The sequence below is a fragment of the Micromonospora sp. NPDC049274 genome (genome assembly GCF_040678875.1).
GTDB lineage: Bacteria > Actinomycetota > Actinomycetes > Mycobacteriales > Micromonosporaceae > Micromonospora.
Map to the genome: position 1 here is coordinate 204,983 of NZ_JBFAQS010000004.1, position 25,534 is coordinate 230,516.

Consider the following 25,534-nt stretch of genomic DNA (forward strand, 5'->3'; position numbering starts at 1 on the left):
GGTCCGGACGACACGGCCGACGAGCTTGCCTCCGCGCTGGCGGACGCTGTCACCGGCCTCAGGAGTGTGCAGGGCGTCGGGCGTGACCTCAGGGGCGGGCCGCGCCCTCGTTGGTGGTGCTCTCTTGCGGACGGAGCGCGGCCAACAGACTGTCGAGTTGACCCCAGGCCCGTGCGCTGGCGACGTGGTCGATGTAGTCGCGGGACTCGATGATGAGCCCATCGCGGATACGCATCACGAAGACGCATGGCACCGTGAACGCCTCACCCGTCTCGGCGACCCGCCCCTGATAGGCGAACTCGGCGACGATCACCTCCGGATCCGCCGTTTCATGAATCGTCACACCGACCGGCTTACGGTTCAGCGTCCGGTCGACCGGAGGCGACGCGCTGAAGTGCGCGTGCAGTTCGCTGCGGCTACGCAGCGGCGGCGGGTTGAGCGGGTGGAACGGATGCGTGACATGGGTTTCTTCGGCGTACAGGTCGGCCAGGTCCTCGTACGGGCCGTCGCAGACGCCGTTCACCAGTCGGAGGAAAGTTTCGCGTGGGCTGCTCATGCCAGGTGTCCCTCTGCTCGGTCGATCTCGATGACGGGAAAGGCACGGCGCACGTCCGCCAGGAACTCGTTGCGCCGCGCGGCGTAGGTGCTGACCGCAGCCCACAGCGCCTCCAACGCGGCCTGTAGAGGGTCCGACTCTCCGGCGGCCACGAGTGCCGGCAGCGCCATCGCGACCGGGTTCACCGGGGCGTCGAGAGCCGCGACGAGCGGATCAGCCGGGCCGTGACCCGCCGGACGCAGCGAGACGATGGAGAACGTGACGGGCGGCTCGCCCAGGACCCGCCTCCACAGCGCTCCGGGGTCGGCGAACTCGGCGGGTAGCGGCACTCCCCGATCCAGGGCCGTCCACGCCGGCGTCATCCAGTCGACGTCCGCGATGCCGGCGAGGGTGAGCGCCCGCCGTGCCGCCCAGATCGCGATCTGCCGCTGCGTGGCGGCGTCGGCAGCGGCCACCCCGTCGACCAGGTCCCGGTCCAGCAGGACGAGGCCCTGAATATTGCCGCGCACCTGTCGGAGCCGCTCAGTCGGCAGACGGCCGCCCCAGCGCCGCAGCTCATCGCGCCTGCGGTACTCCTCGTCGCGACGCTCTCGCTCCAACCGCCTGAGCTGTTCGGCTTCGACCTGCTCCCACAGGGTCGGCGCGGGCGGCAACCCTGCTGCCCAGCCGTGCCAGTAGGCGGCGGCCCTGCTGGTCTGGCGCAGGATCGCGTCGGTACGCGTCACGGCGTCGCTCGGATCGTCGAACTCCGAGTCCTCCGGCCACAAGCACAGCAGGTAGCGGTCCGGCCGCCGTTCCATGTAGGTGTAGTCGCCGTCGTCCAGCTCATCGGGGTCGTGCCCGCCGAACGGGTCGCTCCCGGCATCCATGCCCGTGGCGCAGTACCGCACACGGTAGGCCGGTAGCCGGCGGGTGTCCTGATCTTCGGGGATCAGCGGCAGCAGGGCGAGTGAACCTTCGCCCCAGGGGACCAGTTCAACCGCCGCGTCCCTCGGCCGAAACGACGCCTCCACCACCTCTTCCCACTCCTCCGTCGCGGCCGACGGCTCACCGTCGTGCGCCTCGATCCGGAGGTGGACCTGCCCGGTGTGCGTGCCCGTCATCAGGAACAGCGCGCCGGCGTACCCGGCTCCGCAGAGGCCGTTCACCTGTCCGGCGAACGCCATCTCCATGTTCGGCAGTTCACGACTTGTCACGTAGATCTGCCCGTAGGCCACCGGAGCCGTGCCGTCGAAGAGAACGCGCATCGGCCGATCCTGTCATCGACCGGCGGGCGCCCGCTGCCCCCTCGGCGCTCTGAGCTGGTTCACACTCGGTGGCGTGCCAGATCCGTCCAGTGGACCACCGTGGCATCGTCGGGATCGCGAGTGTCGGGGCCACCGTCCATCTGGGCTTCGGCCTGCCGGACGCGGTCGATGACACCGGACGGACCGTCTGCGGCGAGCAGCTCCAGCACGCTGGGCCAGTCGGTCAGGCCGTACGGGCTGACGATCCGGCTGGCACCGTTGCTGAGCAACGCGACGCCGTTCAGGTCGTCAAGGGAATGGCTGCCGGTCACCGCCTCCCGTGCCGCGCGCGGGTCGTCCTTGGCGATCCAGTAGCCGCCCGGCTGGTTGCGGCGAGCGCGGAGCGCGGTGGCGCAGGAGGCGCGGATGCGGTCGTACTCCGCGGTTCCGGGTGTGACGCCGTTCAACGGCGCTGAGCACTCCCGCCTGGCGATCACCTCGCGCTCGTCGGTGACCACCTGCGGGCCACCGCCGACCTGGTCGAGGACCAGGAACGAGTCCGCGAGCAGGAGATGCTCCAGGCGTCCCCGGTGGGCACGGACCATCAGGACGGTGGCCTGCGGGCTGCTGGGGTCCGCGATGTCGCAGGTGGCGCTGTGCGCGGCGGCAATCTCGCCGATGGCGGCGGCGAGGATGCCCGCGAGGTCGCGTCCGTCGTTCCGCGACAGGCCGCCGAGCAGCACGCCGCCGAGGCGTTCGGTGTACCAGGCGACTCCGTGCGCGCAGAGCCTCTCGGCTCCCGGAATGCCGGCGCCGTCCAGCAGCACGACGGCGCCCGGGACAGCACCGACGAAGTCCTCGTTCGGCCGGCCGGCCCTACCGGCGCTCGTCGCCAGGCTGACGTGCACTCGTGGGCCCTCGGTCTCAAGGTCGACGGGTGACTACGTGTCAGTGCCGCCGGTGCTGCTGGCCAACGCGTCGAGCAGCGGCAGCGGGTTGATGTAGTCGCGGTACGACAGGATCTGACCGCCCCGCACACGGAACACGGCGATGACCATCTGCTCGAACGCCCCGCCTGTCGCGACAACGGTGCCGTGCGCTTCGTACTCCACGATGATCGTCTCCGGATCGGCCGTCTCGTGCACGACCACGTTGCGGTGGCCGGTGATTCTGATGAATCCCTCGGCCGTCGCGGTCAGATGCCGCCGGATCTCCGCGCGGCCCCGCACCCGGGCCGGCACGCCGGGCGGCCGGTAGGGCCACTCGATGTACGCGTCGGGGGCCATCAGCCCCACGAAGCTTTCGACATCCAGGTCGCGGCCCGCCCGCAACACCCGTTCGACGATGTCGCGTGGCGTGGCTGTCATCGGTGCACCCTTCGGGACGGACCGTCGACGAGACGACCCAGCGCTGCATCTGTGAGGTCACGGAGCGTATCCAGGGACCATCGTAAGCGCCGCCAAGCGGCCGCGGTGTCCCGTCAATATCACCACGCACGGTCCCATCGTTCGATCAGACTCGCGAGGGGTGCTGACAGGCGAACTCCGGCCACACGCGGCTCGGCGACCCACCATTTCTGGACTTGTCGGTCCATTATCTACGAGTCACAGTCTGGTGCAGTGCCGAGCACTGGCCCGGCCGTTTCCAGAACGACGGGGGAAGACCATGGATTTGCAGCTTGCCGGCAAGCGCGCTCTGGTTACCGGCGCGAGCAGCGGTCTCGGCGCCGAGATCGCGGCGGTCCTGGCCGGCGAAGGCGTTGCCGTGGTCGTCCACGGCCGGGACCAGGCCCGTACGGAGCAGACCGCCCAGAAGGTGGGCGGGCAGGCCGTGATCGGAGACCTCACGACCGACGCCGGCGCCGAGGCCGTGGCCCGCCAGGCCGGCGAGGTGGACATTCTGGTCAACAACGCCGGCAGCTACGACCCCGAAGCAGGGTGGTCCGACCTGGACGCGGACGCGTGGGCCGACATGTACAACCTCAACGTGCTCAGCTCGGTCCGCCTGATCCGACACCTGGTCCCCGCGATGCGGGCCAAGGGGTGGGGGCGTGTCATCCAGATCGGCAGCGTGACCGGTGAGACGCCGTCGGCGGGGCAGCCGCACTACGCAGCCAGCAACGCCGCCCGGCTCAACCTCGCCCGGTCGCTGTCCCGCGACCTCAAGCACACGGGAGTGACCTCCAACGCCATCGCGGCCGGCGCCATCCTGGTTCCCACCACCCGCGAGTACCTCCTGGAACTCGGCCGCGAGAACGGGTGGGGTGAGACGTGGGAGGAGGTGGAGCGCAACGCCACGCCGATTCGCGCCGGCACCGACGTCGGCCGCATCGGAGAGCCCCGCGAGTACGCCGACCTCGTCGCCTACCTCGCCAGCCCGATCTCCGGCTACCTGACCGGCGCCACCCTCCGGATGGACGGTGGCAGATACGACCGGTAGCCGCGGAGGACGCCACTCACCACCGACGCGTCGTCGACGACGGCGGGGCGGCGCAGGTCAGAGGTCTTGCCTGACCTTCGCGATGTCCAGATCCAACAAGGGGCCGAAGAACCTGGTGAATTCTTCCAGGGAGTCCGATCGGAAGATCTCCCCCGTACCGTCCAGGACGGCCATCGCGCCCGAAGGAAGGTCGAACAGGTATCCGACAACCTCCTCGTCCCTGATGAGAACGAAGACTTGCGGCACGTCCGCCACGACGACCGGCGGGATCTCCGGCATCGACGGCTTGATCGCGGGACGCATCTCTTCTGGCTCGCCACATTTTCCAGTCACGGACACCCTCCTCCGAAGGAACCCCGACGCATTGGCCTCGTCGGGCGACCCGGCCCTCAGACCCCACCTGCACCACATTGTGTGGGGACAATCTCCACGAGTTAGTGTGGGGACAATCTGAGCCAGAGTCAAGGATTGTCTTGGGACAACCGGGAAGGGCGTGGACGTGCCGGTGCACTCGCGCTACCTGAACATCGCGTCCATGATCCGAGAGCGGATCGAAGCCGGAGAGTGGGAGCCGGGTGCGCGGCTTCCGACCCTCAACGATCTCGCGGCGGAGTACGACGCCAACCGCGACACCGTCGGCCGGGCCATCGCCCTCCTCGAGACCGAGGGCTACGTGTGGGCCGTCCAGGGTCGGGGCATTGCCGTTCGATACGGCACGATGCGACCGCGCCGGCCACGCGGCGATCTCGTCAAGCGCAACGAGCAGGCAACCGGCTACTCGTTTCCTTCGGCGAGCAGCCAGGAGGTATGGGTTCGCCACGGAACGGCCGTCAACGCGCCGGCCACACTGGATGATCCCCGCATCGCCAAACTGCTCGGCGTGGAGCCCGGGACCGAAGTGCTTCGCCGGTTTCGGGTCACCGGGCCAGCGTCCGAGGCCCCATTCCAGATCAACATCTCGTGGATTCACCCACGCGTCGCCGACATCGTCGCGGACCTGGACGCGAACCCGGCGGCGGGCGAGTGGCTGCACCACATCGAGAACGCCGGCCACTGGCCCATCAGTTGGATGGAGATTCATCGCGCCCGGATGCCCAGCAGAGACGAAGCAACCCTCCTGGAGATCCCCACCAACCTGCCCGTCCTGGAGATCGTGCGGGTCGGCACCTCGGGAGGCGACAAGAAGCCTGTCGAGGTGACCGAATACGTCGTGGCGAGCGACCGAGTCGAAACGGTCCACGTCCTGCACCGCGACACGAACGCCAAGGAGCCGTGGCCCGACGCCGGGCCGAGAGAAGGGTCATGACCGTGGCCCTCAGCATCGAAGCCGCCAGCCGGACGCACCAGGGCCTCGTTCGCAAACGGAACGAAGACTCCCACAGCCAAGGACAATGGCTCTACGTCGTCGCGGACGGACTCGGCGGCCATGTCGCCGGTGATGTCGCGAGCAGCACAGCCATCGCCGCCGTGCAGGCGTACGACCGCCTGGTGGATCCGGAGCATCTTGCGGACTTCCTGGGACAGGCCGTCCGCGAGGCGAGTGAGGCGTTACGCCGGAAAGTCCGCGAGGACCCGAAGCTGGCGGGGATGGGAACGACATTTGTCGCTCTGCTGCGCTCTGGCAGTCATGCGGTCGTGGCGAACGTTGGCGACTCCCGCGCCTACCTGATCCGACGCCACGGCTCCCATGACAACGCCCTGGTCCAGATCAGCGAGGATCACACCTACAGACATCTCATCGCCGGCGCTGACGAGGTGCCCAACCTCCCCGAGAGACTGGCCCGCTTCCTCGACGGACGGGACGACGGCCGGTCGGCCGACCTGACACCTCTCCAGCTTCAACCCGGCGACCGAGTCCTTCTGTGTTCTGACGGACTGAGTTCGTACGTGCCGCACGAGCACATACGAGCTGCACTCGACTCCGGTGGCCGCCCAGCGGAGATCGCCGACCAACTCATGGCCCTGGCGATCGACCAGGGTGGGCACGACAACGTCACCGTCATCGTCATTGACGTGACCCAGGGCTGACGGATCCGGCCGCCAATCCCTACAGTCGGGCCATGAGCACCGACGACGGCGTACGGGTCTGGCTCCGCCGGCAGGGAGCCGAGCAGATCGCGCATCCCGGCGGCAACCTGTACGCCCACCTGTGTCGGGTCAACGAACGGCTGACCCTGCTCGGCTGCGGCAGCGACGTACAGGCGGCGGGCCTCACCCACGCCACCTACGGCACCGACGGCTTCGATCGCGCTCTGCTTGATCCGGCCGACCGTGCGGTGTTGCGGGATCTCGTTGGCGCAGACGCCGAGCAGCTTGTCTATCTGTACGGCGCCTGCGACCGCGGGCGTAGCTGGCGGGCGCTGGCCAGGACCGGCCAGGTGTTCGACCGCTTCACAGGTCAGGTGCGAACGCCGGATCCGGCTCAACTGCGGTCTCTCGTGGACCTGAGCATCGTCAACGAGCTGGACGTCATCGAGCAGGATCCGGCCGTGGCAGACCGGCACGGCGCCTACTTCCGGGAACTGTTCGCCTCCTGGGCCGCACTGGCCAGCGAGCAGGTCATCCTCGATGCGCAGCGGGTACTGCACAGTGACTGACGGTCGCGCACCCATACGAGCCGTCTACCCCGGCAGCTTCGACCCCTTCACTCCCGGGCATGCGAACGTGGTGAACCGAGCGCGCCAAATCTTCGACGAGGTGATCGTGCTCGTCGCCGTCAACAGCTCCAAACATCCGGGACTCGGCGAAGAGAAACGAGCGGCTGCGGTCCGCGCAATTCTGCCGGCCGACTGGACCTCCGTCACCGTCGCGGCATGGAGTGGGCTGACCTCCACCTACTACCGACGCCATGACATCGGAGTAATAGTCCGTGGTCTACGGAACACGACCGACCTTCAGGCCGAGTATCAGCTCGCCGCGATGAACCAGGCACTGGGGGTCCCCACCGTTTTCCTGCCCGCGCAGCCCGAACTGGCCGCGGTGTCGTCGACAGTGGCCCGCACCATGAAGGGAATGCTTCCGCCATGCTGATCATCGAAGGCGCGGGGCGGTGGACCGCACCCGCCGGAGCCGCCAACGACTGGGTCGAGCAGCTGAGAACGCCGGACCTGTCGGTCGGAACGTACTGCATCCCGGCGGGCGGTCTCGACGACCAGAGCCCGCACACCGAGGATGAGATCTACGTGGTCACCGCGGGACGGGCCCGGATCGTGACCCCGGGCGGCGCGGCCGAGGTGGGGCCGGGCTCGGTGATCTTCGTGCCGGCCGGGGAGGAGCACCGGTTCGTCGACGTGACCGAGGACCTGGCGCTGCTGGTGGTGTTCGGCCCGGCCTACGGCTCGCGCGCTCCGGCTCGGCGAGCCGAGTAGGCAGCCGTACCTCGGAATTGCTCGTGTTGGTCGGCTCGAAACGATGGGTAGCCTGGCGGGATGGCAAAGGTTGTCACCTACCTGGAGATGAACGACGCCAAGGATCTGCGACCTGGGAAGGTCGTGCCGGAACTTCTCCTACGGCGCGTTGACGGTGGCCTGCCGCTCGTGCGTGCCACCAACGCTGAGGTCGGATCCCCCTACGGGTGGCGCAGTGCGAACCGCACGAACGACGAGTGGCAGGAGCTGGTGCGGTGTCGTCCGCTGCGCCAGTACTGGTTCATCACGCTGAGGGACGAGACCGTGGGCATTGCCAATGTGGAACCTCAGCCTGGCGGAGATGTGGAGATCACCGCCTTTGGGCTGTTGCCGGAACATGTCGGGAGGGGTCTCGGTGGCCATGCGCTGACGCTGACCATCCGGCAAGCCTGGGACAGTGCGGCAGTGGAGGCCCCGGCTGTCCGCAGGGTGTGGCTGCATACCTGCTCGTTCGACCATCCGAATGCCCTACGCAACTATCAGCGACGTGGCTTCAACGTCTATCGCACCGAGGTCGAAGCCGAGTGATGTCGGGTGCCGCGTCGCCGCGCTACTGACGGTAGGCGGAGAGGAAGGTACGGATCCGGGAGACGGCGTCGTCGAGGACGTCCGTGGAGGCCAGGAAGACCAGGCGGAGGTGGTCTGGTGTGTCGAGGTTGAAGCCGGTGCCGTGGGAAATCAGGAGGTGCTGCTGCTCCAAGAGGTCGATCACCAGGCGCTCGTCGTCGTGGATCTTGTGAACCTTGGGGTCGAGACGGGCGAAGAGGTAGAGGGCGCCGGCCGGCTTGACGCAGTCGACGCCGGGGATGTCGACGAGGGACTGCCAGGCGTGGTCGCGCTGCTCCAGCAGGCGGCCTCCGGGGCGGGTCAGCTCCTCGATGCTCTGGTAGCCGCCGAGCGCGGTCTGGATGGCGTGCTGGGCCGGCACGTTCGGGCAGACGCGCATGTTGGCGAGCAGTTGCAGCCCATCCAGGTAGTCCGAGTCGCTGCCGCTGAAACCGCTGGTGGCGAGCCAGCCGGAGCGGAAGCCCGCAGCCCGGTACGTCTTGGACAGGCCGCCCATGCTGACCACCGGCACGTCCGGCGCGAGGGCGGCGAGGGTGTGGTGCGTCGCTCCGTCGTACACGATCTTGTCGTAGATCTCGTCGGCGAAGATCAGCAGATCGTGCTTGCGGGCAAGCTCGATCATGCCGAGCAGCACCTCTCGGGAGTAGACCGCGCCGGTCGGGTTGTTCGGGTTGATCACCACGAGCGCGCGGGTGCGGTCGGTGATCCTGGACGCCATGTGCTCCAGGTCCGGTGCCCAGCCCGCGCTCTCGTCGCAGCGGTAGTGCACCGCGCGACCGCTGCACAGGTTCACCGCGCCGGTCCAGAGCGGGTAGTCCGGGCTTGGCACCAGCACCTCGTCGCCCGTGTCCAGCAGTGCCTGGAGCACCATCACGATCAGTTCGGAAACCCCGTTGCCGAGCAGCACGTCGTCCGGCTGCACGCTGGGTACGCCAAGGGTCTGGTAGTGCTGGGCCACCGCGACGCGGGCGGAGTAGATGCCTCGCGCGTCGCTGTACCCCTGAGCGGCCACGATGTTCTGCACGACGTCGGCGACGATCGGCTCCGGCGTGGCCAGCCCCCACGGCGCCGGGTTGCCCAGGTTCAGCTTGAGGATCCGGTGCCCGGCAGCCTCCAGCTCCTGCGCCCGGCGCAACACCGGGCCGCGGATGTCGTACCGGACGCTCTTCAGCCGCTGCGCCTGGCGCATCGGACCCCCTCCGCGAAATGTCGTGTCTCCGAGGATCGATGCTAGGGCGTCGTCCGGAAATGTTCACCGCTGAGGAGACTTGCCCTAGTCGGACAGGCCCGCCGGCACGGGCACCTGGAGGTGCGCCAGGAGGGCGGCGACCTCACGTTCGAGGTCCACGCCCACCTCGTGGATCGCGTCCACTCCCAACGAGCTGAACGCGCGACTGGGCTGCTCGATGATGAACCGCGCTCCGCCGTCGGATCCGTCGCTGATCATCGTGCGTAGCGGCGCGTACAACATGGCCGCCGGGTCGTGTCGGAACATTCGCTTGGCCGTGGTGTGGTTGCCCATCAGGTATTCGACGCAGTGCCGGGAGTCGCCCGCGAGGTTCATCATCGGGTGCAGGTCGCCGCTGCTCCAGTAGACGAGGAAGCCGTGCGGTGCCCGCTCACCCATGAGGGCGAGCACGTCGTCCCAGGGCGCGTTCCGAGCGACCAAAGCGTTGAACGCCTCGGCGTCGTACGGCGGAACGGCCTGCTCGTACTGCCGCCGGAAATCCTCGAAGGAGCGATCGATGCCGATGTCCAGGCAGCGCGCGTGGTAGCCACGTTCGGCCCATCCGCGTTCCATCGGGCTCCCCCCACCTACCGGGCTACTTCCTGCAAGCTAGCAGCATTTGTCCTGAATGCGAGTTTAGTATCGCAGCACCGAGGACGATCCCGCTGGCGGTGAGGTGACCGTCGGCGCTCCCCGGCACGACGCGTTCGGCATGCCGGCCAGCCGCGCCACCATCGCCGAGCAGTTCGCCGAACAACTTTCCCAGGCGCTGGCCCAGCCCGGCCCGCACCTCATCGACGCCGTCATCCCGGCCGCCGCGTAGGCGTCGGTCCGCCCGGCAGTATTGATCGTTTCCGCTGGCGTGTCGCGGGGAACTGCTCGGGGGAGGGTGAGGGGGACGAACATGAGCCGATACGCACTGCCAGCGACCGCCCGAGCACCGCGGACGCTCGCGCTGATCCTGCCGCTGCTCGGCACCATCGCGTCGAGCACGGCCTGCACCACGGGCGGGGACGAGGTCGATCCGGTGTCGTCGGCCGCGTCGCCGACGACCGCGTCGGCCGGTGCGAGCCCGACCAACCAGCCGTCCGCGAGCACCAGCACCCCGACGACCATCCCGACGTCGGCCTTCGTCGAGTTGCCGGCCGAGCTGCGGAAGTTGCCCCGACGGACGACGCCCGTCGAGGAGGCCCTGCCGAAACTGTGTGCCAACGAGTTCGGCACCGGAGGCCGACAGGTCACCGCGAGCGCGGCGATGACCGTCACCTACAAGAAGCCTGGTGAACCGGACGACTACACGCCGCAGGGCATGATCCATCAGACGATCTTCACCTTCGAGGGTGACGGTGCTACCGCCTACATGCGACGTCTGCGCAGTGCCGTCGAGGCGTGCCCCTCGTACGACCAGGGCGGCAACCCGGTCAAGGTCGCGAGCAAGCCGTTGTCCGGCGCCGGGGACGAGGCGGTGCTGGTGTCGCTCACCTGGGCGGCGACGAGCCTGAACGGCGAGCGCACCGGCGGCACCACGTCCACCCAGATCGCCGTGGCACGTGTCGACGGTGTGGTGACCGTGTTCAACGATCAGGGGTGGGAGGGCAGCAGCGGCAACCCCGAGACCCTCGACCGGACGGTACGCGACGGAGTGAAGACCATCGACGCCTGGCAGCGCTGACGAGGGTGGGGCGGTGCCCGACGGCACCGCCCCACCCTCCTGTCAGGACCTACTCCCAGGCGCTCTGCTGGGTGGAGACGAGGTTGCCGGGAATGACCGTGCCGTTGGTGCTCCACTCGGTGTACGCCCAGAAGTCGCCCTCGGCCAACGGCTGGTTCGGCTTCAACGTGAAGTTGACGCTCCCACCGCGCTCCGTCGTCTTCGGTAGCGTCAGCGTGGCGGGCGAATACCTGGCGTTGCGAGCGATGATGGCGTGCCGCAGTTCGAAGTCGACGACCGGGCCACCGGGCACCTGCGCGAACACGTACGCGGTGTAGCGCCCCGGCTCGGGCAGGAACTTGTACACCTGCTCCGCGCTGGTCCAGTACCTGTCACTGCTGTAGACCAGCTTGTCGCCCTTGTACAGGTAGAGGTCGAGGTTGGTGTTCGGGTCCTCGGTGTTGGCCTCGACCACGATGCCCGCGGTGTTCGCCGGCACGGTGAAGTCGACCTTTTTCACGCCGGAGGCGCTCGGGTCGAACACGCCGCCGTAGACGCCGGCAGGCATCGAGTACGTCTTTCGCTGCACCGGCGTGTAACCGGTGCTGCGACCCGAGAGCGGCCCGGTGAAGCCCGGCTGGATCATGCCGAAGGAGCCGCTGGTCATCCGGCCGAACTCCTCGCCGTCGTCACCGTACGGCCGGGGGCTGATCCCCCACGGGCGGGCCGCGACCGGGATCCGGACGCTGTGCGCCTTGGCCTTCCAGGTGATCGAACCGGTCACGTACCGGTCCCAGGGAGCGCTGCCCCGACGCAGCGTGATGGTGACCGTCGCGGACTTCCCCGGCGCCAGCGTCACCGACGCCGGCGTGACGGTGACCTTCATGCCGGGCAGGCCGGACACCGACGACCGGTAGGTCTCCCGCGCCTTGCCCACGTTGGTGAGCGTGCGGGTGAGTGTCACCGGGCGGGTGCCGTCGTACTCGCGCAGCGAGACGGCCGGCAGGTTGAGTTCCTTGCCGTCGGGCTGGGCCGTCTCGCTGAAGGCGACAAGTTCCGCGGCGGTCGGTTCGATGACCAGTCCCGGATCGGCGGCCCGGGCCAGGTTGATGAAGCCGCTGCCCTGGTCCAGGGGGTTGGTGGTGCCGACGGTGTCGGTAGCGGTGGTCCGCAACGCCGAGGCGACAGTGCCCGGCGTCCAGTCCGGGTGCGTGGCACGCAGGACCGCCGCCGCGCCGGCCACGTACGGCGACGCCATCGAGGTGCCCGAGTACGCGTCGTACTGCCGCCCGAAGTTGCCCGCCGGTGACACCGCGGCGATGATGTCCGACCCCGGGGCGACCAGGTCCGGCTTGAAGACGCCGTAGGTCACCTTGTCCGGGCCGGTGGAGGAGAAGTCCGCGACGCTGGGGACGCCCGGAACGCTGGAGCCGTCACCGCCGGAGCGCAGGGACACCTTCGCGTCGGTGGGGTGGCGCATGAGGTAGTTGAAGAGAATGCCGGCCTGCTTCTCCGTCGGCAGGTAGACCACCGGGAAGTTGTAGATCGAGTTGACCCGGTAGTTGCCGACCGGATCGAACAGCACCATCGCCGCCCCGCCCTTGTCCTTGACCTCGGCCGCGGAGGCGAACGTGTTGGACAGGGCGCAGGCGACCACCTTGCCCTTGATCTTGGCCGCGTCCAGGCTGCCCGGCTCGCAGTACGCCGCCCCCAGCTCCGGTGAGCCGGCCTGGTCACCGAAGACCATCGCCCGCGAGTTGCCGCCGGGCAGCGCGTCCAGCGAGCCGCCGACCAGCTTCGTGCCGTCGCCCAGCTTGAGCGTCGCCTCGTCGAGGTTCGTCACCGCCGCGCCGACAGTTGTCACCCAGGGCGCCGCGTTACTGATGGCACCGCTCACGATGCCGGTGTTCCCCGCCGACGCCGCCACGAAGACCCCGGACAGGGTGGCGTTGAGGAACGCGATCCCGATGGGGGTGTTGGCCTCCCAGTCGCCGAGGTCCGAGCCGATCGAGAAGTTCAGGACCTGCACGCCGTCGGCGACGGCCGCGTCGATGCCGGCGATGATGTCGGCGTCGTAGCCCATGCCGGCCCAGAGCACCTTGTAGACGGCGATCTGGGCGTCCGGCGCCACCCCGGAGATCGGGTCGAAGCGCCGACCGTCGATCGTGACGTCCGAGACCGGCAGACCGGCTGCCGTGGAGGCGGTGTGCGTGCCGTGCCCGTTCGCGTCGCGGGGGGACAGGAACTCGCCCTCGGGCACCGAGCCGCCGTCGGCGAGCCAGGTGTCGGCGAAGTAGCGGGCACCGACGATCTTGCCGTTGCAGTGCTCGGCCACGAAGGCCACGCCGGTCTGGCAGGTGCCGTGCCAGTTCGCCGGTGCGGGCATCTTCTTGGCGAACGACGCGCTCTCCGGCCAGATGCCGGTGTCCAGGACCCCGATCACCGTGCCCTTGCCGGTGGCGGGACCGGGCTTGACCGGCTTGGCGGTCTGGCCGGCCGCGGACGCGACCGCGTCACCCGAGGTGGTGGCGGTCGGGGCGGCGGCGGCCGTCGAGGTGGTCGCGAGCGGCGACGCCGACCGGCTGCCGAGCGCGCGTGCGGCGGTGACGGCGCGAACGCGCTTGTCCGCCCGCAACGCGGTCGCCTGCTGGGAGGTCAGCTTCGCCGAGAAGCCGTTGAAGGCGGCGGTGTAGGCCGCCTTGACCTGGACCCCGGCCGCGGAGGCGACGGCGGCCCGCTGCGTGTCGAGGTGCCGGCGGTACGCCTTTGCCGGTGCCGACGTCGCGTCCAGCCGGGCGCCGGGCGCCGGGCGCGTCCGCGCCAGCCCCGACGTCCCGCCGACGTACGTGGTCAGCGGGGCCTCGGCCAGCTCGACGATGTAGACGCCCGAGCCGGTCACGTCCACGGCGGCCTTCGGGCCGGTCTCGCTGTCGCCGGGGCGACGATCGGCCCCGTCGGTCAAGGTGGTGCGCCGGTCGGACCCGGTGGAGAAATAACCCGGACCGCTGGTGGCGGGCCGGTCCCCCGGTGCCGCCGACGCCGATCCCGCAGCACCGGTTGTGCCGGTGATCATCGCGAGGACCAGCGTCGGTAGCGCCAATCTTCGCAGCCTGTTCCCGCTCGTGCGTGAAGACACGAGACTCCTCTCCATCGCTCCCTTGTGGAGCTGCCTCATCGTTCGCGATCCGCTCATGGGAGCGCTCCCCCACCTAAGCCCGCGACGGTTAATCGAGGGTTTGCGCGGTGTTACGGATCGCTGGTGCACATAAGATCACGATGGGTCGGCCGTGCCTAGATCAAGTTTTTCCGTCGCGGCCGGCACGCCGATGGGTGGTCAGATCGGGAAGCGGCCCTGGCGCCACTGCCAGTGACGGCCGGCAGCCAGGTGGTCGACGATCGCCCGTTGCAGGACGGTGTGGCGCGGTAGCTGGTCGAGCGGAGTGCTCAGGGTGCGGAACACGAACCGCCGCACCTCGACGTCGGCGTCCGGCCCTTCCGCCTCCTCGTAGGGCTCCAGCTCGAACCGTCGCTGGAAGCGGATGATGTTGGAATCCTCGGGCAGGTACTCTCGCAGCTGCGGATCGAGCAGCCACGAGCCGCAGGAGAACGCCGAGTAGGGCTCGTCGGGAAAGTGCCGCGGGAAAAAGGCCCGTGCCTCGTCCAGCGACGCCGAGACCGCCTCCGGGGTCAGCGGCCCCGAGTCGGGGACGTGCAGGCCGATGACGCCGTCGCCCCTGTGGTGCTGCAACCGGCCCAGCTCGTAGACGGCGCCCCGCACGTGCAGGGTCAACCAGCTCTGCATGACGGGCCACCCCTCGCGGCGCATCCGCCTGTCGATGGCGAGATTGCGACCCAGGTCAGCGAGGGTCAGCCAGGACACGGCATCGGGGACGCCGTGGTCGCGGTGGTACCCGCGGACGACGTCGACCAGGGCGAGGTACGCGTACACGTAGAGGTGCCGCCAGGCGGGCCCCCGATCGCGCGGCAGCTCCGGGCCGGGCGGCAGCCAGACGTAGCCACCGAGATCGGCGCGGACCAGCGCGATGGAACGATCGAGGAGCCACCGCAGCTCGGGCGTCCACAGTGGCGACCCCGCGTCGGGCCAGCCGGCCATGATCTCGGCGGCGTCGTCCGGGCGGACCGCGAGCCGGTCGAGGAGCGCGGGGGCATCGGCCCTGGCGGGCAGCGGCGCCGACGGCAGGTCACCCGCGAGCCGTTGCACACGCTCGACGTCCTCGACGGGCACCTTGAGCCGGGCGGCGATGTCGTGCGGATCCACACGGATGAACCTACCGCCGGCTGGTGCCTTCCCGAAGCCCGCGACTAGATCGTCGGCGTCCCCGGAGGGTGCACGCCGGCGAGGTAGACGGCGAGCGGTCGGCGCAACACCGTCATGTCGCTGGTCGGGTCGCCGCGCACGACCAGCAGGTCGGCGTCGAACCCGGGCCGGACGCGGCCCTTGCTCCGCCCCAGGCCACACACCCCGGCGCCGACCGAGGTCGCGGCGGCGAGGGCTGCTGTGGCGGGGATGCCACTCGCGACGTACTCGACCAGTGTCTCGGGCAGGACTCCGTGCGGCTTCGCGGGGCCGAGGCCCGCGTCCGAACCGGCGACCAGGCGGACCCCGGCCCGGTGCAGGGCGGCGGCGGCGGCACGCAGCGCGGCCTCGCTGAGCCCGGCCCGCGCCGCCATCTCCACAAGCTCCGGGGGCGTGGTCACGGCGGGGTCGGTGCCGAGCGTGGCGCAGACCGCCACCCCGGACGCGGCCAGTCGATCCGCGAGTTCCTCCGGGACGTGGGCGCCGGTCGCGGTCACGCACGTGCAGTGCTCGATGCCGTCGACGCCGACGCGCAGCGCCTGCTCGACGGCGCTGAGCGCGTGCGCGTGCGCGGTCACCGGCAGGCCGAGATCGTGTGCCTGGGTCACGGCGGCGGTCAGGTCCTGGTCGGTGAACTGCGGCCGGGTGGTGTCGGTGCCGGGGGTGAACACTCCGCCGCTGGCCATGACCTTCAGCAGGTCGGCACCGGCCGCCGCCTGGAGACGCACGGCCTCGCGGATCCCGTCGACGCCACTCGCCTCGCCCCCCATCCACCAGCAGTGCCCGCCGACGCTGGTGATCGGCGCGCCCGACCCGACCACGGTTGGCAGGTCGTCGCGCACCTCCCGGGCCCGCCAGCGGAGCACGGCGCCACGACGATCACCCAGGTCACGGACGGTCGTGACGCCTGCCGCCAGGTGCGCGCGCAGTGACGCCTCGACGACCGTGTCGAGGTCCGTCTCCGGGCGTTCGGCGAGCCGGCCGAGCGCGTCCGGCCCCCCATCGGCGCACAGGTGCACGTGCGCGTCGATCAAGCCCGGAAGCAGGGTGCCGTCCGGATGCTCGCGCACCGGCCACCCCTGGGGCGCCTGCGCCCAACCCGCGCGCACGTCGGTGATGCGACAGTCGTCCACCAGCAGCAGCACGCCGCCGTCCACGAGCCGCTCGCCGTCGAACATCCGTGCCGCCCGGATGGCATGTCCCGTCATCGGTCCTCCCCCGTCGAGCTAAACAGTTGCCACCGGCTCTGCACTGACGGCGCCCCGCGAACAAGGGGCTCTGGTCAGCGTGAAGTACGACGCCGAAGCCACCAGCAGCCCGACGCCCCAGAGGGTGTAGCCCCCCATTTCCAGCAGCAACGGCACGAACGGACCACCGAAGTCACCGCGAATCCAGGCGGTCGTGCCGGCGATGCCGAAGTACGCAGTCAGGCTCGCTCCGACGAACAGCCCGACGCCGAGTACCAGCCACCGGGGTACCGCCCGCCCGCGCAGCGGGCCCAGCCACGCCGGCCAGAGCCGGCCCCAGCGGTGCGCCAGCGCCAACGGCAGCAGCGTGCCGGCCAGGCACATCAGCGCGAGGAAGACCACCATTCCGGTCAAGGACATACCGTTGGCCTTGGTCGCGGCCGACGGCCACCGGCCCGCGAGCGTGTCGTTCAACCAGACGCTCATCCGTGCTGCGAAACCGCCGACGGCAAGGTACGCACCGGCGTAGGCCCAGCCGGGAGACTTCTCGTCCCGACGCTCCGGCGACCTGCCGTGCACCCGCCCGCAGGCCTCGCAGGGACGCACGGCCAAGCGCCGCTCGCTCGCGGCGATGACCAGGCAGAAGACACCGCCAGCGGCACCCCCGCCGGTGGCCAGGAGGCTGACCACCATGTCGGCGCCACCGCCTTCGAACAGCATCGATACGAGGATGACCGGGAAGAGAAACGAGTACACGCAGAGGGCGACACCCGCGACGGCGTTGATACCGGCGAGCAGGACGTGGCAGGTGTCACTCACTCCTCGACGGGCGCCCGCTGCGACGGCCCCGCCGCCGAGCAGGGCGACCGCCGCGATGACGACGGGCACCCATCCGCCGGGGAAGTACGATTCTCTACCCATCAGGAAACGCGGCGCACCGCCGACGGCCCACCACAGGTGCACCAGCGCGTAGGTAGCCTGCCATGCCACCGCGACGATCCCGAACCTGCTCACGGGTTTCCCGGCGCCTCCTGCGGCCACGGCTGGCGTCAGGCTCGGACCGGTCGAGGTGGCGGTCACGGCGTCGTCCTCATAACGCCCACCATCCGCGCCGTCGAACCCTGTCACCTCCCCTCAGGAAGCGAGCCCCGTCCCTCGCTAGAGGGAATTGGCTACCAGGCACGCCGACGTGTGCTTCAGTGACGGGGCGAACCTCCACAACCGACATCAACAGATCAGATCAGATCAATCTCAGATCGCTCCCACCAGGCCAAGCGGCATTTCCCTGGACGCAACCTCGCCTACCAGCCACGGGAATAGCCGAAACACTCTTTGCGCTCACGGGCTGCAGCGGCAATGATGTGCTGCATGACGATCATCGCGCATATAAGTGACACCCATTTCGACGGCAGCGAACGCGCGTTGGCCCGCTCTCGGCGGGCTATGGCTTACCTGCGCGGCTGCAACGTTGACGTGATCCTGGTCACAGGCGATCTCACCGACCACGGCGATGTCAAGGAGTATGAGCAGGTCAAAGCCGAGCTCGTGGCTGACGTCCCGGTCCTGCTGCTACCCGGCAACCATGACGACCGAGCGGCCTATCGCAAGGTATTGCTAGGTGGCGATGGCACTGCACCAATCAATCAGCTGCACCGAGTCGGTGGTGTGCAATTCGCCCTATGCGACTCCACCATTCCCGGAGAGCACGAGGGCCTACTCGCGCCCGAAACCCTCGATTGGCTGAAAGGGGTTCTCGCCGAAGCCGATGAGCCAGTCTTTGTCTGCCTCCACCACCATCCGATCCGGTTGAACCACCCCCTCCTCGACAGCATCCGGCTTCGCAACCCCGACGAGCTCGCCGCAGTGGTGAGGGCGTCGTCAATGGCGTCAGCGGTCCTCTGCGGACATGCGCACGCCGCCGCCGCGGGGACTTTCGCTGGCCTGCCATTGATCGCAGCGCCCGGCATCTTCTCTACTACCCGCCTACCGTGGACCACGACCGACGAACTCGCCTGGTCGAACACCTTCGACCGCGATGACGTGCCTGGCTTGGTGTTCCACGTTGTTGAGGACGGCCAATTGACAAGCCACTTCCGCAGCGTCGCCGCGTAACGTCATTGCCGGCGATCACCTGACACTGCGCCACTGCCCCATCGATCGCGCCCCGCGGTCAACGTCCCGCCGTCGCCGAGTGGCCGGCGCAGCCCGATCCGGCCCTGTCCCCAAAGCAGGGCCGCCATCATCGCCCCACCGACCAGCAGCCCGGCCACCGGCACCGCGCCGCCGTGCCGGGCGGCCATCGCCGCGCCGAGCACCAGCGTGGCCGGTGCGGTGCCGATGCCCAGCCAGGCGCCGACCGCGGCCGGCCAACGCCGCTCGGGAAGGTCAGACAACGTGGCGCAGGTAGCCGGCGATCGCCGCGTCCAGCACCTGCGCGCCGGGACGCGCCCACAGCTCGGCGGAGAAGACCTCCACCTCGATCGGGCCGCCGTAACCGGCGGCGTCGACCGCCTCGCGCAGCCGGCGCAGCTCGATGCACCCGTCACCGGGCAGCGCCCGGCCGAGCAGCACCCCCTGCGGCAGCGGGGTCACCCAGTCGCAGACCTGGAACGCGGCGATCCGCGCGCCGGCCCGCGCGATGTGCGCGTACACCGCGTCGTCCCACCACACGTGGTACGCGTCGACGACCACACCGACCACCGCCGGGTCGAACCGCTCGGCGATGTCCAGCGCCTGGCCGAGGGTGGCGATCACGCAGCGGTCGGCGGCGAACATCGGGTGCAGCGGCTCGATTGCCAGCCGGACGCCGGCCGCCGCCGCGTGCGGGGCCAGCTCGCCAATCGCGTCGGCGACACGCGCACGGGCGCCGTCGACGTCCCGGCTGCCGGGCGGCAGACCGCCGGAGACCAGCACCAGCTCGGGCGCGCCAAGCGTGGCGGCCTCCTCGATGGCCCGCAGGTTCTCCGCAAGCCAGTCGTCGGCGGAGAAGAAGCCGCCCCGGCACAGGGAGGTCACGGCGAGCCCCGCCTCGCGGACCAGTTTCGCCGAGCGGGCCAGCCCGTACCCGGCCACCGGCTCCCGCCACAGCCCGATGCCCGGCACACCGGCCGCCACACAGCCGGCGACCACGTCGGGCAGCGCCCAGTGCTGGGCGGTGGCCTGGTTGAACGAGAAGCGCGCGAGCTCATCCGCGCTGCCGCCCACCGGTGTCGCGTCCGTGAGTTCGACGCTCACTGCGCCACGCCCGCGACGGTGAAGAACGCCCGGGCGCGGGCTGCGGCCAGGTCGGCGTCGGGCAGCAGACCGGCCGCGTCGGCCAGGGTGAGCAGGGTCGCCAGGTGCGCGGGAGACCGCCCGGACTGCGCGCCGCCGACCATGGTGAAGTGGTCCTGGTGACCGGCCAGCCAGGCCAGGAACACGATCCCCGTCTTGTAGTGCCAGGTCGGCGCCGCGAACAGGTGTCGGGCCAGCGGCACGGTCGGCGCGAAGATCTCGTCGTACGTCGCCAGGTCACCGCGGTCGAGGGCGGCCAACGCGGCGGCGGCGGCCGGCGCGATGGCCGCGAACACCCCGAGCAGGGCGTCCGAATGGCCCACCTCGTCACCCCGGATCAGCTCCGGGTAGTGGAAGTCGTCGCCGGTGTAGAGGCGTACCCCCGCCGGAAGTCGACGGCGCAGCGCCACCTCCCGGCCGGCGTCGAGCAGCGACACCTTGATGCCGTCCACCGTGGACTGATGTGCCTTGATCAGCTCGACGACCGTGTCGGCGGCCAGATCCAGGTCCGGCGATCCCCAGTAACCGGTAAGCGCCGGGTCGAACATCGGGCCGAGCCAGTGCAGCACCACCGGTTCCCCGGCGGCGGTCAGCAGTTCGTCGTACACCCGGAGGTAGTCCTCGGGGCCGCGGGCGGCGGCGGCCAGGTGCCGGCTGCACATCAGCACCGGCCGGGCGCCGGCCGCGCGGACGTCGTCGAGCTGCTGGCGGTACGCGGCGGTGACCGCCGCCAGGGTGGCCGGGCCGGCCGGCAACTGGTCGGTGCCGACACCGGCGACGATCCGGCCGCCCACCGCGCGGGCCTCGGCGGCGCTGCGCCGGATCAGCTCCCGGGTCGCCGGATAGTCCAGGCCCATCCCCCGCTGGGCGGTGTCCATCGCCTCGGCGACCCCCAGCCCGTACGACCACAGGTGCCGCCGGAACGCGAGGGTGGTGTCCCAGTCCACCGCCGCCGGGGCACCCGGCACGTTCTCCGCGCCCGGGTCGGCGACCACGTGCGCGGCGGCGTACGCGATCCGACCGGTCGGCGGGGCGGCCGGTCGGGCGAACCCGCTCCCCCCGGCCAACCGGTGTCGTCGCCCACCCGGCAGCACCACCTCGGCGGCGCTCATGCCCGCAGCTCCGGAACCTGGACCCGGACGCCCTCGCGGGCCGCGCGCAGCCCCAGCTCCGCGAGCTGCACACCGCGCGCGCCGGCCAGGAAGTCCCATTGGAACGGTTCGCCGGCCACGACGTGCCGCAGGAACGCCTCCCACTGCACCTTGAACCCGTTGTCGAACTCCTCGTTGTCGGGCACCTCGGTCCACTGGGCACGAAAGTCCTCGGTGGCCGGCAGGTCCGGGTTCCACACCGGTTTCGGGGTGACCGCCCGGTGCTGCACCCGGCAGGTGCGCAACCCGGCGACGGCACTGCCCTCGGTGCCGTCGACCTGGAACTCCACCAGCTCGTCGCGGTACACCCGCACGCCCCAGGACGAGTTGATCTGCGCGATGACCCCGCCGTCGAGTTCGAAGATGGCGTACGCGGCGTCGTCGGCGGTCGCCGCGTAGGGGCGGCCGTCCTCGTCGACACGCTCGGGCAGGTGGGTGGCGGTCACGCAGGAGACCGCGTTGACCCGGCCGAACAGCTCCTCCAGCACGTAGTGCCAGTGCGGGAACATGTCGGAGGTGATGCCGCCGCCGTCCTCGGCGCGGTAGTTCCACGACGGGCGCTGGGCGGGCTGCCAGTCGCCCTCGAAGACCCAGTAACCGAACTCGCCGCGCACCGAGAGGATCCGGCCGAAGAATCCGCCGTCGATCAGGCGCTTGAGCTTGCGCAGGCCGGGCAGGAACAGCTTGTCCTGTACGACACCGGTGCGGACGCCGGCGGCGTCGGCCGCCCGCGCCAGGTCGAGCGCGCCGGCGGTGTCCTCGGCGAGGGGCTTCTCGGTGTAGATGTGCTTACCGGCGTCGATGGCCTGCCGGATCGCCTTCTCTCGCTGCTGGGTGACCTGGGCGTCGAAGTAGATCTCGATGTCGTCGCGGGCCAGCGCCGAGGTCAGGTCGGTGGTCCAGTCGGTGAGGCCGTGCCGTTCCGCGAGCTCGCGGAGCTTCGTCTCGTTGCGCCCGACCAGAACGGGTTCCGGCCAGATGGTCGTGCCGTCGGCCAGCGCCACGCCGCCGGATTCGCGGATGGCCAGCAGCGAGCGGACGAGGTGCTGACGGTAGCCCATCCGTCCGGTCACGCCGTTGACGATGATGCCGATGGATCTGCGGGTCATGGTGTTCCCTCCGTCGACGTCACCGGGTCTCCCTGCGGGAAAGGGCTTTCTCTGCGGTACGGTGACGCTAGCCGGCACGGCGAAACGCCGTCAACAGATCGAGGGGGCGGGCCATGGCGACCCTGTCCGATGTGGCCCGCCGGGCAGGCGTCTCACCCGCCACCGCCTCCCGCGTCATCAACAGCAGCAGCAAACCGGTCACCGACGAGCTGCGCGAGCGGGTGCTCGCCGCCGTCGCCGAATTGCAGTACGTGCCGAACGCGCACGCCCAACTGCTGGCCCGCTCGCACCGCAGCGCGGTCGGTGTGATCGTGCACGACGTCTCCGACCCGTACTTCGCCGAGATCACCCGTGGGCTGCAACGCGTCGCCACCGACAGGGGGCGGCTGCTGATGATCTGCAACAGCTACCGCGACCCGGACCGCGAGCTGGAGTACGTGGAGCTGCTGCGCGGCCACCAGGTGGCGGCGCTGATCCTGGCCGGTTCCGGCTACCACGACGACGCGTTCACCCGGCAGCTCAACGAGAAGCTCGCCGCGTACGAGGCGACCGGCGGGCGGGTCGCGGTCATCGGCCGCCACGAGCACTCCGGTGACGCCGTCATGCCGGACAACCGGGCCGGCGGGCACCTCGCCGGTCGTGAGCTGTGCGAGCTGGGGCATCGGGCCATCGGCGTGGTCGCCGGCCCGCGCATCCTCACCACCACCACCGATCGGCTGGCCGGGCTGCGGCAGGCGCTCACCGAGCAGGGCCGCGAGCTGCCCGAACGGCGCATCCGGTACGCGGAGTTCGACCGCGACGGCGGCGCCGAGGCCACCGCCCGGCTGCTCGACGCCGACCCCGGGCTGACCGCGATCGTCGCCCTCAACGACTCGATGGCCATCGGCGCCCTCGCCACCCTGCGGGCCCGCTCGCTGGCCGTGCCGCGGCAGGTCTCGGTGGTCGGCTTCGACGACATGCCGATCGCCCGGGACGTGACACCCGCGCTGACCACCGTACGGCTGCCGCTTGTCGACATGGGAGTCCGGGCGATGTCGCTGGTGCTGGGCACGGGGACGTCGGTGCCCCGGTTCGAGGTGCTCCCCGCCGAGCTGATCCGCCGGGACACGGCCGGCCCGGCACCGGCGCAGCGGCGCGAGACGGCCGCCCCCGCGCCCCGTGCCCGGCGAGCCGACGCCGCCTCGTGACGGCGAGCGGCCCCGCTCGACAGCCGAAATCCGCTGTCCCCATCCCGAGCGCCCGCGTAGCCTGCGCCGGTGTTGATCCGTGAGTTCGACGACCAGGACTGGTCGCAGGTGTGGCCGATCATCGAGGACGTGGTCCGGGCCGAGGACACCTTTCCCTACGACCCGGAGATGACCGCGGATGCGGCGTACGGCATCTGGGTGGAGGCCCCGCCCGGGCGGACCGTCGTCGCGGTCGACGGCGACCGGGTCCTCGGCAGCGCGAAGATGGGCACCAACCGGCCCGGGCCGGGCGCGCACGTGTCCACCGCCAGTTTCCTGGTCGCCGCCGACGCGCGGGGCCGGGGCGTGGGCACCGCGCTGTGCCGCGACGCCCTGACCTGGGCACGCCTGCGGGGGTACGCCGGCATGCAGTTCAACGCCGTGGTGGAGAGCAACCGATCGGCGGTCGAGCTGTACCGGCGGGAGGGTTTCGAGGTGGTCGGCACCGTGCCTGGCGCGTTCCGCCATCCCGCCCTCGGCCGGGTCGGCCTGCACGTCATGTACCAGGAGTTCTGACCGCCGCCCGCCGTGCCCGGCGAACCGACGACGAATGGCCCCAGTAGCGCTGACCGCCTGTCGAGCTGCCCCGTTCCTGGGGCGGCCCGTCCGCCAATGCGCGCGGCGCCCCATTTCCGGGGCAGCTCGACAGGGACGACAGAGACCTTCGCGGGATGCCGTGGTGACTCGGGACCTTTGGAGCTGATGTCGAAAACGAATCGACCGCGAGCGACGCCGGCGATCACCCTGGCCGGCAAACAAAGTGGGCAGCGACCACAGTGGGCAGCGAGCATCCTGCCTGCCTGATTCGTATACGGCATCAGCTCCATAGCGTCTCAGCCACTGATGGTGCCCCCGGCCGAGGCGGGCTGGAGTCCCGGCGGGCGGAGAGCCGGCTTCGCGCCGGCGCGGCGAATCGGGGTGAACAGCCCGCCGACCGCGACCAGCAGGCACCCCGCTCCGGCCACGAACGCGACCGCCGGCACGCCGTACCGGCCGGCGGTCCAGGTCAGAATGGCGGCGCCGGCCGGCCCGAGGGCGTAGTGCGTGCTCCAGAACGCCGAGGTGACCCGACCGAGCAGATGGTCGGGGGTGATCTCCTGGCGCAGCGACATCGAGCAGATGCCGCCGATGCTGAGACAGCACAGGTAGACGGCGGTCAGCGCGGTGACCGCCGGCAGGGTCGTCACCATGCCGGCGCCCGCCACCGCGAACCCACAGACCGCGTGCGCGCCGATCCAGGTGGCGCCGAAGCCGCGCCGGCGACGCAGCGGCGCCACCAGCAGCGCCCCGGCGACCGTGCCCAGCGCCGCCAGGCCGAGCACCGTGCCGACAGTCCTCTCGGTGCCGCCCAGGTCGTGCGTGACGCGGTAGATCAGCACGTCGGTGAAGCCGTAGGTCAGGAAGATGAACACCGACAGCAGGACGGTCAGCGCGCGGAGCACGGGCTGTCGCCACAGAAACCGTGCCCCGGCCAGGAACTCGGCCACCGGACGCTGCCGGGTCACCGGCGCGGCGTCGGCGGCCTGGACGGGGCGCAGCCGGATCAGCGACAGACCGGCTGCCGACAGCGCGAAGCTCGCCGCGTTGACGGCGATGGCGACCGCCGGGCCGAAGCGGGCCGACACCACGCCAGCGAGCAGCGGCCCGAGAACGGCGGTCGCCGCGAACGTCGCCTGGAGCCTGCCGTTGGCCTCGGTGAGCCGGTCGGAGTCGACGAGGTTGCGCACCGCGGTCACCGCCGCGACCTGGAACAGCATGCCGGCCGCCTCGCAGATCGGCAGCACGACGAAGAGCAGCCAGACCTGCGGGCCCGCGAGCCAGGCCAGCGGCACCAGGGCGTAGAGGACCAGACGGGCCAGGTCCGCGACGATCATCAGCGTGCGGCGGTCGTACCTGTCGACAAGCACGCCGCCGAAGACCCCGGCGAGCACGGATGCCGCGCCCGCGACGGCGGTGAGCAGGCCCATCTGTGCCACCGACCCGGTCGCCTTAAACACCAGCAGCGGCACCGCCAGGTAGGCGAACGCGTCGCCGGCCGCGGAGAGCGACTGCGCGATCCAGTACGTGCCGAAGGCGCGGTCGCGCCACAGCGGCGGCCGATGAGGGCTGGCAGCTCGGCTCATCCCGCCGAGGGTAGCGGCCCCCGTGCCGCCGTGCCGACCGTCACACCGGACCGATGTCACGAACCGGCGGCGT

General features: G+C 70.4%; 28 protein-coding genes. 12 read left to right on the forward strand and 16 right to left on the reverse strand.

Annotated features, from left to right (window positions below):
* Positions 1 to 88: 88 nt before the first annotated feature.
* Genes AB0K10_RS09845 through AB0K10_RS09860 form a run of 4 tightly spaced genes read right to left on the reverse strand, consistent with a single transcriptional unit; the run spans position 89 to position 3,149 of the window.
* Positions 89 to 556, reverse strand: a complete 468-nt coding sequence (locus AB0K10_RS09845; RefSeq protein ID WP_363681771.1) for a nuclear transport factor 2 family protein — start codon at positions 554 to 556, stop codon at positions 89 to 91.
* The gene (locus AB0K10_RS09850) at positions 553 to 1,803 is read right to left on the reverse strand and encodes a hypothetical protein (RefSeq protein WP_363681773.1); all 1,251 of its coding nucleotides are present in this window, start codon (positions 1,801 to 1,803) and stop codon (positions 553 to 555) included. Before AB0K10_RS09850 ends, AB0K10_RS09845 begins: the two co-directional genes overlap by 4 nt.
* Positions 1,804 to 1,862: 59 nt before the next feature.
* Positions 1,863 to 2,690: a hypothetical protein gene (locus AB0K10_RS09855; protein ID WP_363681775.1), complete on the reverse strand. Its 828-nt coding sequence runs from the start codon at positions 2,688 to 2,690 to the stop codon at positions 1,863 to 1,865.
* Positions 2,691 to 2,723: 33 nt separating this feature from the next.
* A complete protein-coding gene (locus tag AB0K10_RS09860; RefSeq protein WP_363681777.1) occupies positions 2,724 to 3,149 on the reverse strand; it encodes a nuclear transport factor 2 family protein in 426 nt (141 codons plus the stop codon).
* A gap of 298 nt (positions 3,150 to 3,447) precedes the next feature.
* On the opposite strand from AB0K10_RS09860, the gene AB0K10_RS09865 reads away from it, so the two are divergent.
* Positions 3,448 to 4,221, forward strand: a complete 774-nt coding sequence (locus AB0K10_RS09865; protein ID WP_363681779.1) for an SDR family NAD(P)-dependent oxidoreductase — start codon at positions 3,448 to 3,450, stop codon at positions 4,219 to 4,221.
* 57 nt (positions 4,222 to 4,278) lie between these two features.
* Here AB0K10_RS09865 and AB0K10_RS09870 read toward each other — a convergent pair whose 3' ends face one another.
* Entirely contained in the window at positions 4,279 to 4,524 is a 246-nt protein-coding gene (locus tag AB0K10_RS09870; RefSeq protein ID WP_363681781.1) for a hypothetical protein, read from the reverse strand.
* 202 nt (positions 4,525 to 4,726) lie between these two features.
* Between AB0K10_RS09870 and AB0K10_RS09875 the strand changes: the two genes are divergently transcribed.
* From AB0K10_RS09875 to AB0K10_RS09900, 6 genes are read left to right on the forward strand one after another with little or no spacing between them, the layout of a single operon-like run.
* Positions 4,727 to 5,527, forward strand: a complete 801-nt coding sequence (locus AB0K10_RS09875) for a GntR family transcriptional regulator (protein WP_363682202.1) — start codon at positions 4,727 to 4,729, stop codon at positions 5,525 to 5,527.
* Positions 5,524 to 6,249, forward strand: a complete 726-nt coding sequence (locus AB0K10_RS09880; protein WP_363681783.1) for a protein phosphatase 2C domain-containing protein — start codon at positions 5,524 to 5,526, stop codon at positions 6,247 to 6,249. Before AB0K10_RS09875 ends, AB0K10_RS09880 begins: the two co-directional genes overlap by 4 nt.
* Positions 6,250 to 6,281: 32 nt before the next feature.
* Entirely contained in the window at positions 6,282 to 6,818 is a 537-nt protein-coding gene (locus AB0K10_RS09885) for a DUF6817 domain-containing protein (RefSeq protein ID WP_363681785.1), read from the forward strand.
* Complete coding sequence (gene coaD, locus AB0K10_RS09890) at positions 6,790 to 7,251, forward strand: pantetheine-phosphate adenylyltransferase (protein WP_363681787.1); 462 nt, start codon at positions 6,790 to 6,792, stop codon at positions 7,249 to 7,251. The genes AB0K10_RS09885 and coaD overlap by 29 nt, the downstream gene beginning before the upstream one ends.
* Entirely contained in the window at positions 7,245 to 7,589 is a 345-nt protein-coding gene (locus AB0K10_RS09895) for a cupin domain-containing protein (RefSeq protein WP_363681789.1), read from the forward strand. The genes coaD and AB0K10_RS09895 overlap by 7 nt, the downstream gene beginning before the upstream one ends.
* Before the next feature lie 60 nt (positions 7,590 to 7,649).
* Positions 7,650 to 8,156 (forward strand): GNAT family N-acetyltransferase, encoded by a 507-nt coding sequence (locus AB0K10_RS09900; RefSeq protein WP_363681790.1) that lies wholly within the window; start codon positions 7,650 to 7,652, stop codon positions 8,154 to 8,156.
* A gap of 22 nt (positions 8,157 to 8,178) precedes the next feature.
* Here the strand turns inward: AB0K10_RS09900 and AB0K10_RS09905 are convergent, their stop codons facing one another.
* Positions 8,179 to 9,384, reverse strand: a complete 1,206-nt coding sequence (locus tag AB0K10_RS09905) for a pyridoxal phosphate-dependent aminotransferase (RefSeq protein ID WP_363681791.1) — start codon at positions 9,382 to 9,384, stop codon at positions 8,179 to 8,181.
* A gap of 84 nt (positions 9,385 to 9,468) precedes the next feature.
* Positions 9,469 to 9,996: a hypothetical protein gene (locus tag AB0K10_RS09910; protein ID WP_363681793.1), complete on the reverse strand. Its 528-nt coding sequence runs from the start codon at positions 9,994 to 9,996 to the stop codon at positions 9,469 to 9,471.
* Positions 9,997 to 10,099: 103 nt separating this feature from the next.
* On the opposite strand from AB0K10_RS09910, the gene AB0K10_RS09915 reads away from it, so the two are divergent.
* Positions 10,100 to 10,246: a hypothetical protein gene (locus AB0K10_RS09915; protein ID WP_363681794.1), complete on the forward strand. Its 147-nt coding sequence runs from the start codon at positions 10,100 to 10,102 to the stop codon at positions 10,244 to 10,246.
* 81 nt (positions 10,247 to 10,327) lie between these two features.
* Entirely contained in the window at positions 10,328 to 11,095 is a 768-nt protein-coding gene (locus AB0K10_RS09920) for a hypothetical protein (RefSeq protein ID WP_363681796.1), read from the forward strand.
* A gap of 49 nt (positions 11,096 to 11,144) precedes the next feature.
* Here AB0K10_RS09920 and AB0K10_RS09925 read toward each other — a convergent pair whose 3' ends face one another.
* The 4 genes from AB0K10_RS09925 to AB0K10_RS09940 all read right to left on the reverse strand — a co-directional run bounded on the left by AB0K10_RS09925 (position 11,145) and on the right by AB0K10_RS09940 (position 17,569).
* Positions 11,145 to 14,147 carry a S8 family serine peptidase gene (locus AB0K10_RS09925; protein ID WP_363681798.1) on the reverse strand — a complete coding sequence of 1,001 codons (3,003 nt, stop codon included), beginning with the start codon at positions 14,145 to 14,147 and terminating at the stop codon, positions 11,145 to 11,147.
* A 261-nt stretch (positions 14,148 to 14,408) separates the two neighbouring features.
* Positions 14,409 to 15,353 carry an acyltransferase domain-containing protein gene (locus AB0K10_RS09930; protein ID WP_363681800.1) on the reverse strand — a complete coding sequence of 315 codons (945 nt, stop codon included), beginning with the start codon at positions 15,351 to 15,353 and terminating at the stop codon, positions 14,409 to 14,411.
* Positions 15,354 to 15,397: 44 nt separating this feature from the next.
* On the reverse strand, positions 15,398 to 16,600 hold the full coding sequence (locus tag AB0K10_RS09935) for an amidohydrolase family protein (RefSeq protein WP_363681802.1): 1,203 nt from the start codon (positions 16,598 to 16,600) through the stop codon (positions 15,398 to 15,400).
* 18 nt (positions 16,601 to 16,618) lie between these two features.
* A complete protein-coding gene (locus tag AB0K10_RS09940) occupies positions 16,619 to 17,569 on the reverse strand; it encodes a hypothetical protein (protein ID WP_363681804.1) in 951 nt (316 codons plus the stop codon).
* Positions 17,570 to 17,947: 378 nt separating this feature from the next.
* Between AB0K10_RS09940 and AB0K10_RS09945 the strand changes: the two genes are divergently transcribed.
* Complete coding sequence (locus tag AB0K10_RS09945; RefSeq protein WP_363681806.1) at positions 17,948 to 18,691, forward strand: metallophosphoesterase; 744 nt, start codon at positions 17,948 to 17,950, stop codon at positions 18,689 to 18,691.
* Positions 18,692 to 18,693: 2 nt separating this feature from the next.
* Here AB0K10_RS09945 and AB0K10_RS09950 read toward each other — a convergent pair whose 3' ends face one another.
* From AB0K10_RS09950 to AB0K10_RS09965, 4 genes are read right to left on the reverse strand one after another with little or no spacing between them, the layout of a single operon-like run.
* The gene (locus AB0K10_RS09950; protein WP_363681808.1) at positions 18,694 to 18,972 is read right to left on the reverse strand and encodes a hypothetical protein; all 279 of its coding nucleotides are present in this window, start codon (positions 18,970 to 18,972) and stop codon (positions 18,694 to 18,696) included.
* The gene (locus AB0K10_RS09955) at positions 18,965 to 19,813 is read right to left on the reverse strand and encodes a sugar phosphate isomerase/epimerase family protein (RefSeq protein WP_363681810.1); all 849 of its coding nucleotides are present in this window, start codon (positions 19,811 to 19,813) and stop codon (positions 18,965 to 18,967) included. The genes AB0K10_RS09950 and AB0K10_RS09955 overlap by 8 nt, the downstream gene beginning before the upstream one ends.
* A complete protein-coding gene (locus AB0K10_RS09960; protein ID WP_363681812.1) occupies positions 19,810 to 20,964 on the reverse strand; it encodes a dihydrodipicolinate synthase family protein in 1,155 nt (384 codons plus the stop codon). Before AB0K10_RS09960 ends, AB0K10_RS09955 begins: the two co-directional genes overlap by 4 nt.
* Positions 20,961 to 22,112 carry a Gfo/Idh/MocA family oxidoreductase gene (locus AB0K10_RS09965; protein ID WP_363681814.1) on the reverse strand — a complete coding sequence of 384 codons (1,152 nt, stop codon included), beginning with the start codon at positions 22,110 to 22,112 and terminating at the stop codon, positions 20,961 to 20,963. The genes AB0K10_RS09960 and AB0K10_RS09965 overlap by 4 nt, the downstream gene beginning before the upstream one ends.
* Positions 22,113 to 22,225: 113 nt before the next feature.
* On the opposite strand from AB0K10_RS09965, the gene AB0K10_RS09970 reads away from it, so the two are divergent.
* Together AB0K10_RS09970 and AB0K10_RS09975 are read left to right on the forward strand one after the other, a co-directional pair.
* Positions 22,226 to 23,299 carry a LacI family DNA-binding transcriptional regulator gene (locus AB0K10_RS09970; RefSeq protein ID WP_363681816.1) on the forward strand — a complete coding sequence of 358 codons (1,074 nt, stop codon included), beginning with the start codon at positions 22,226 to 22,228 and terminating at the stop codon, positions 23,297 to 23,299.
* 69 nt (positions 23,300 to 23,368) lie between these two features.
* A complete protein-coding gene (locus AB0K10_RS09975; RefSeq protein WP_363681818.1) occupies positions 23,369 to 23,854 on the forward strand; it encodes a GNAT family N-acetyltransferase in 486 nt (161 codons plus the stop codon).
* A gap of 317 nt (positions 23,855 to 24,171) precedes the next feature.
* Here AB0K10_RS09975 and AB0K10_RS09980 read toward each other — a convergent pair whose 3' ends face one another.
* A complete protein-coding gene (locus AB0K10_RS09980; RefSeq protein ID WP_363681820.1) occupies positions 24,172 to 25,461 on the reverse strand; it encodes an MFS transporter in 1,290 nt (429 codons plus the stop codon).
* Positions 25,462 to 25,534 lie beyond the last annotated feature (73 nt).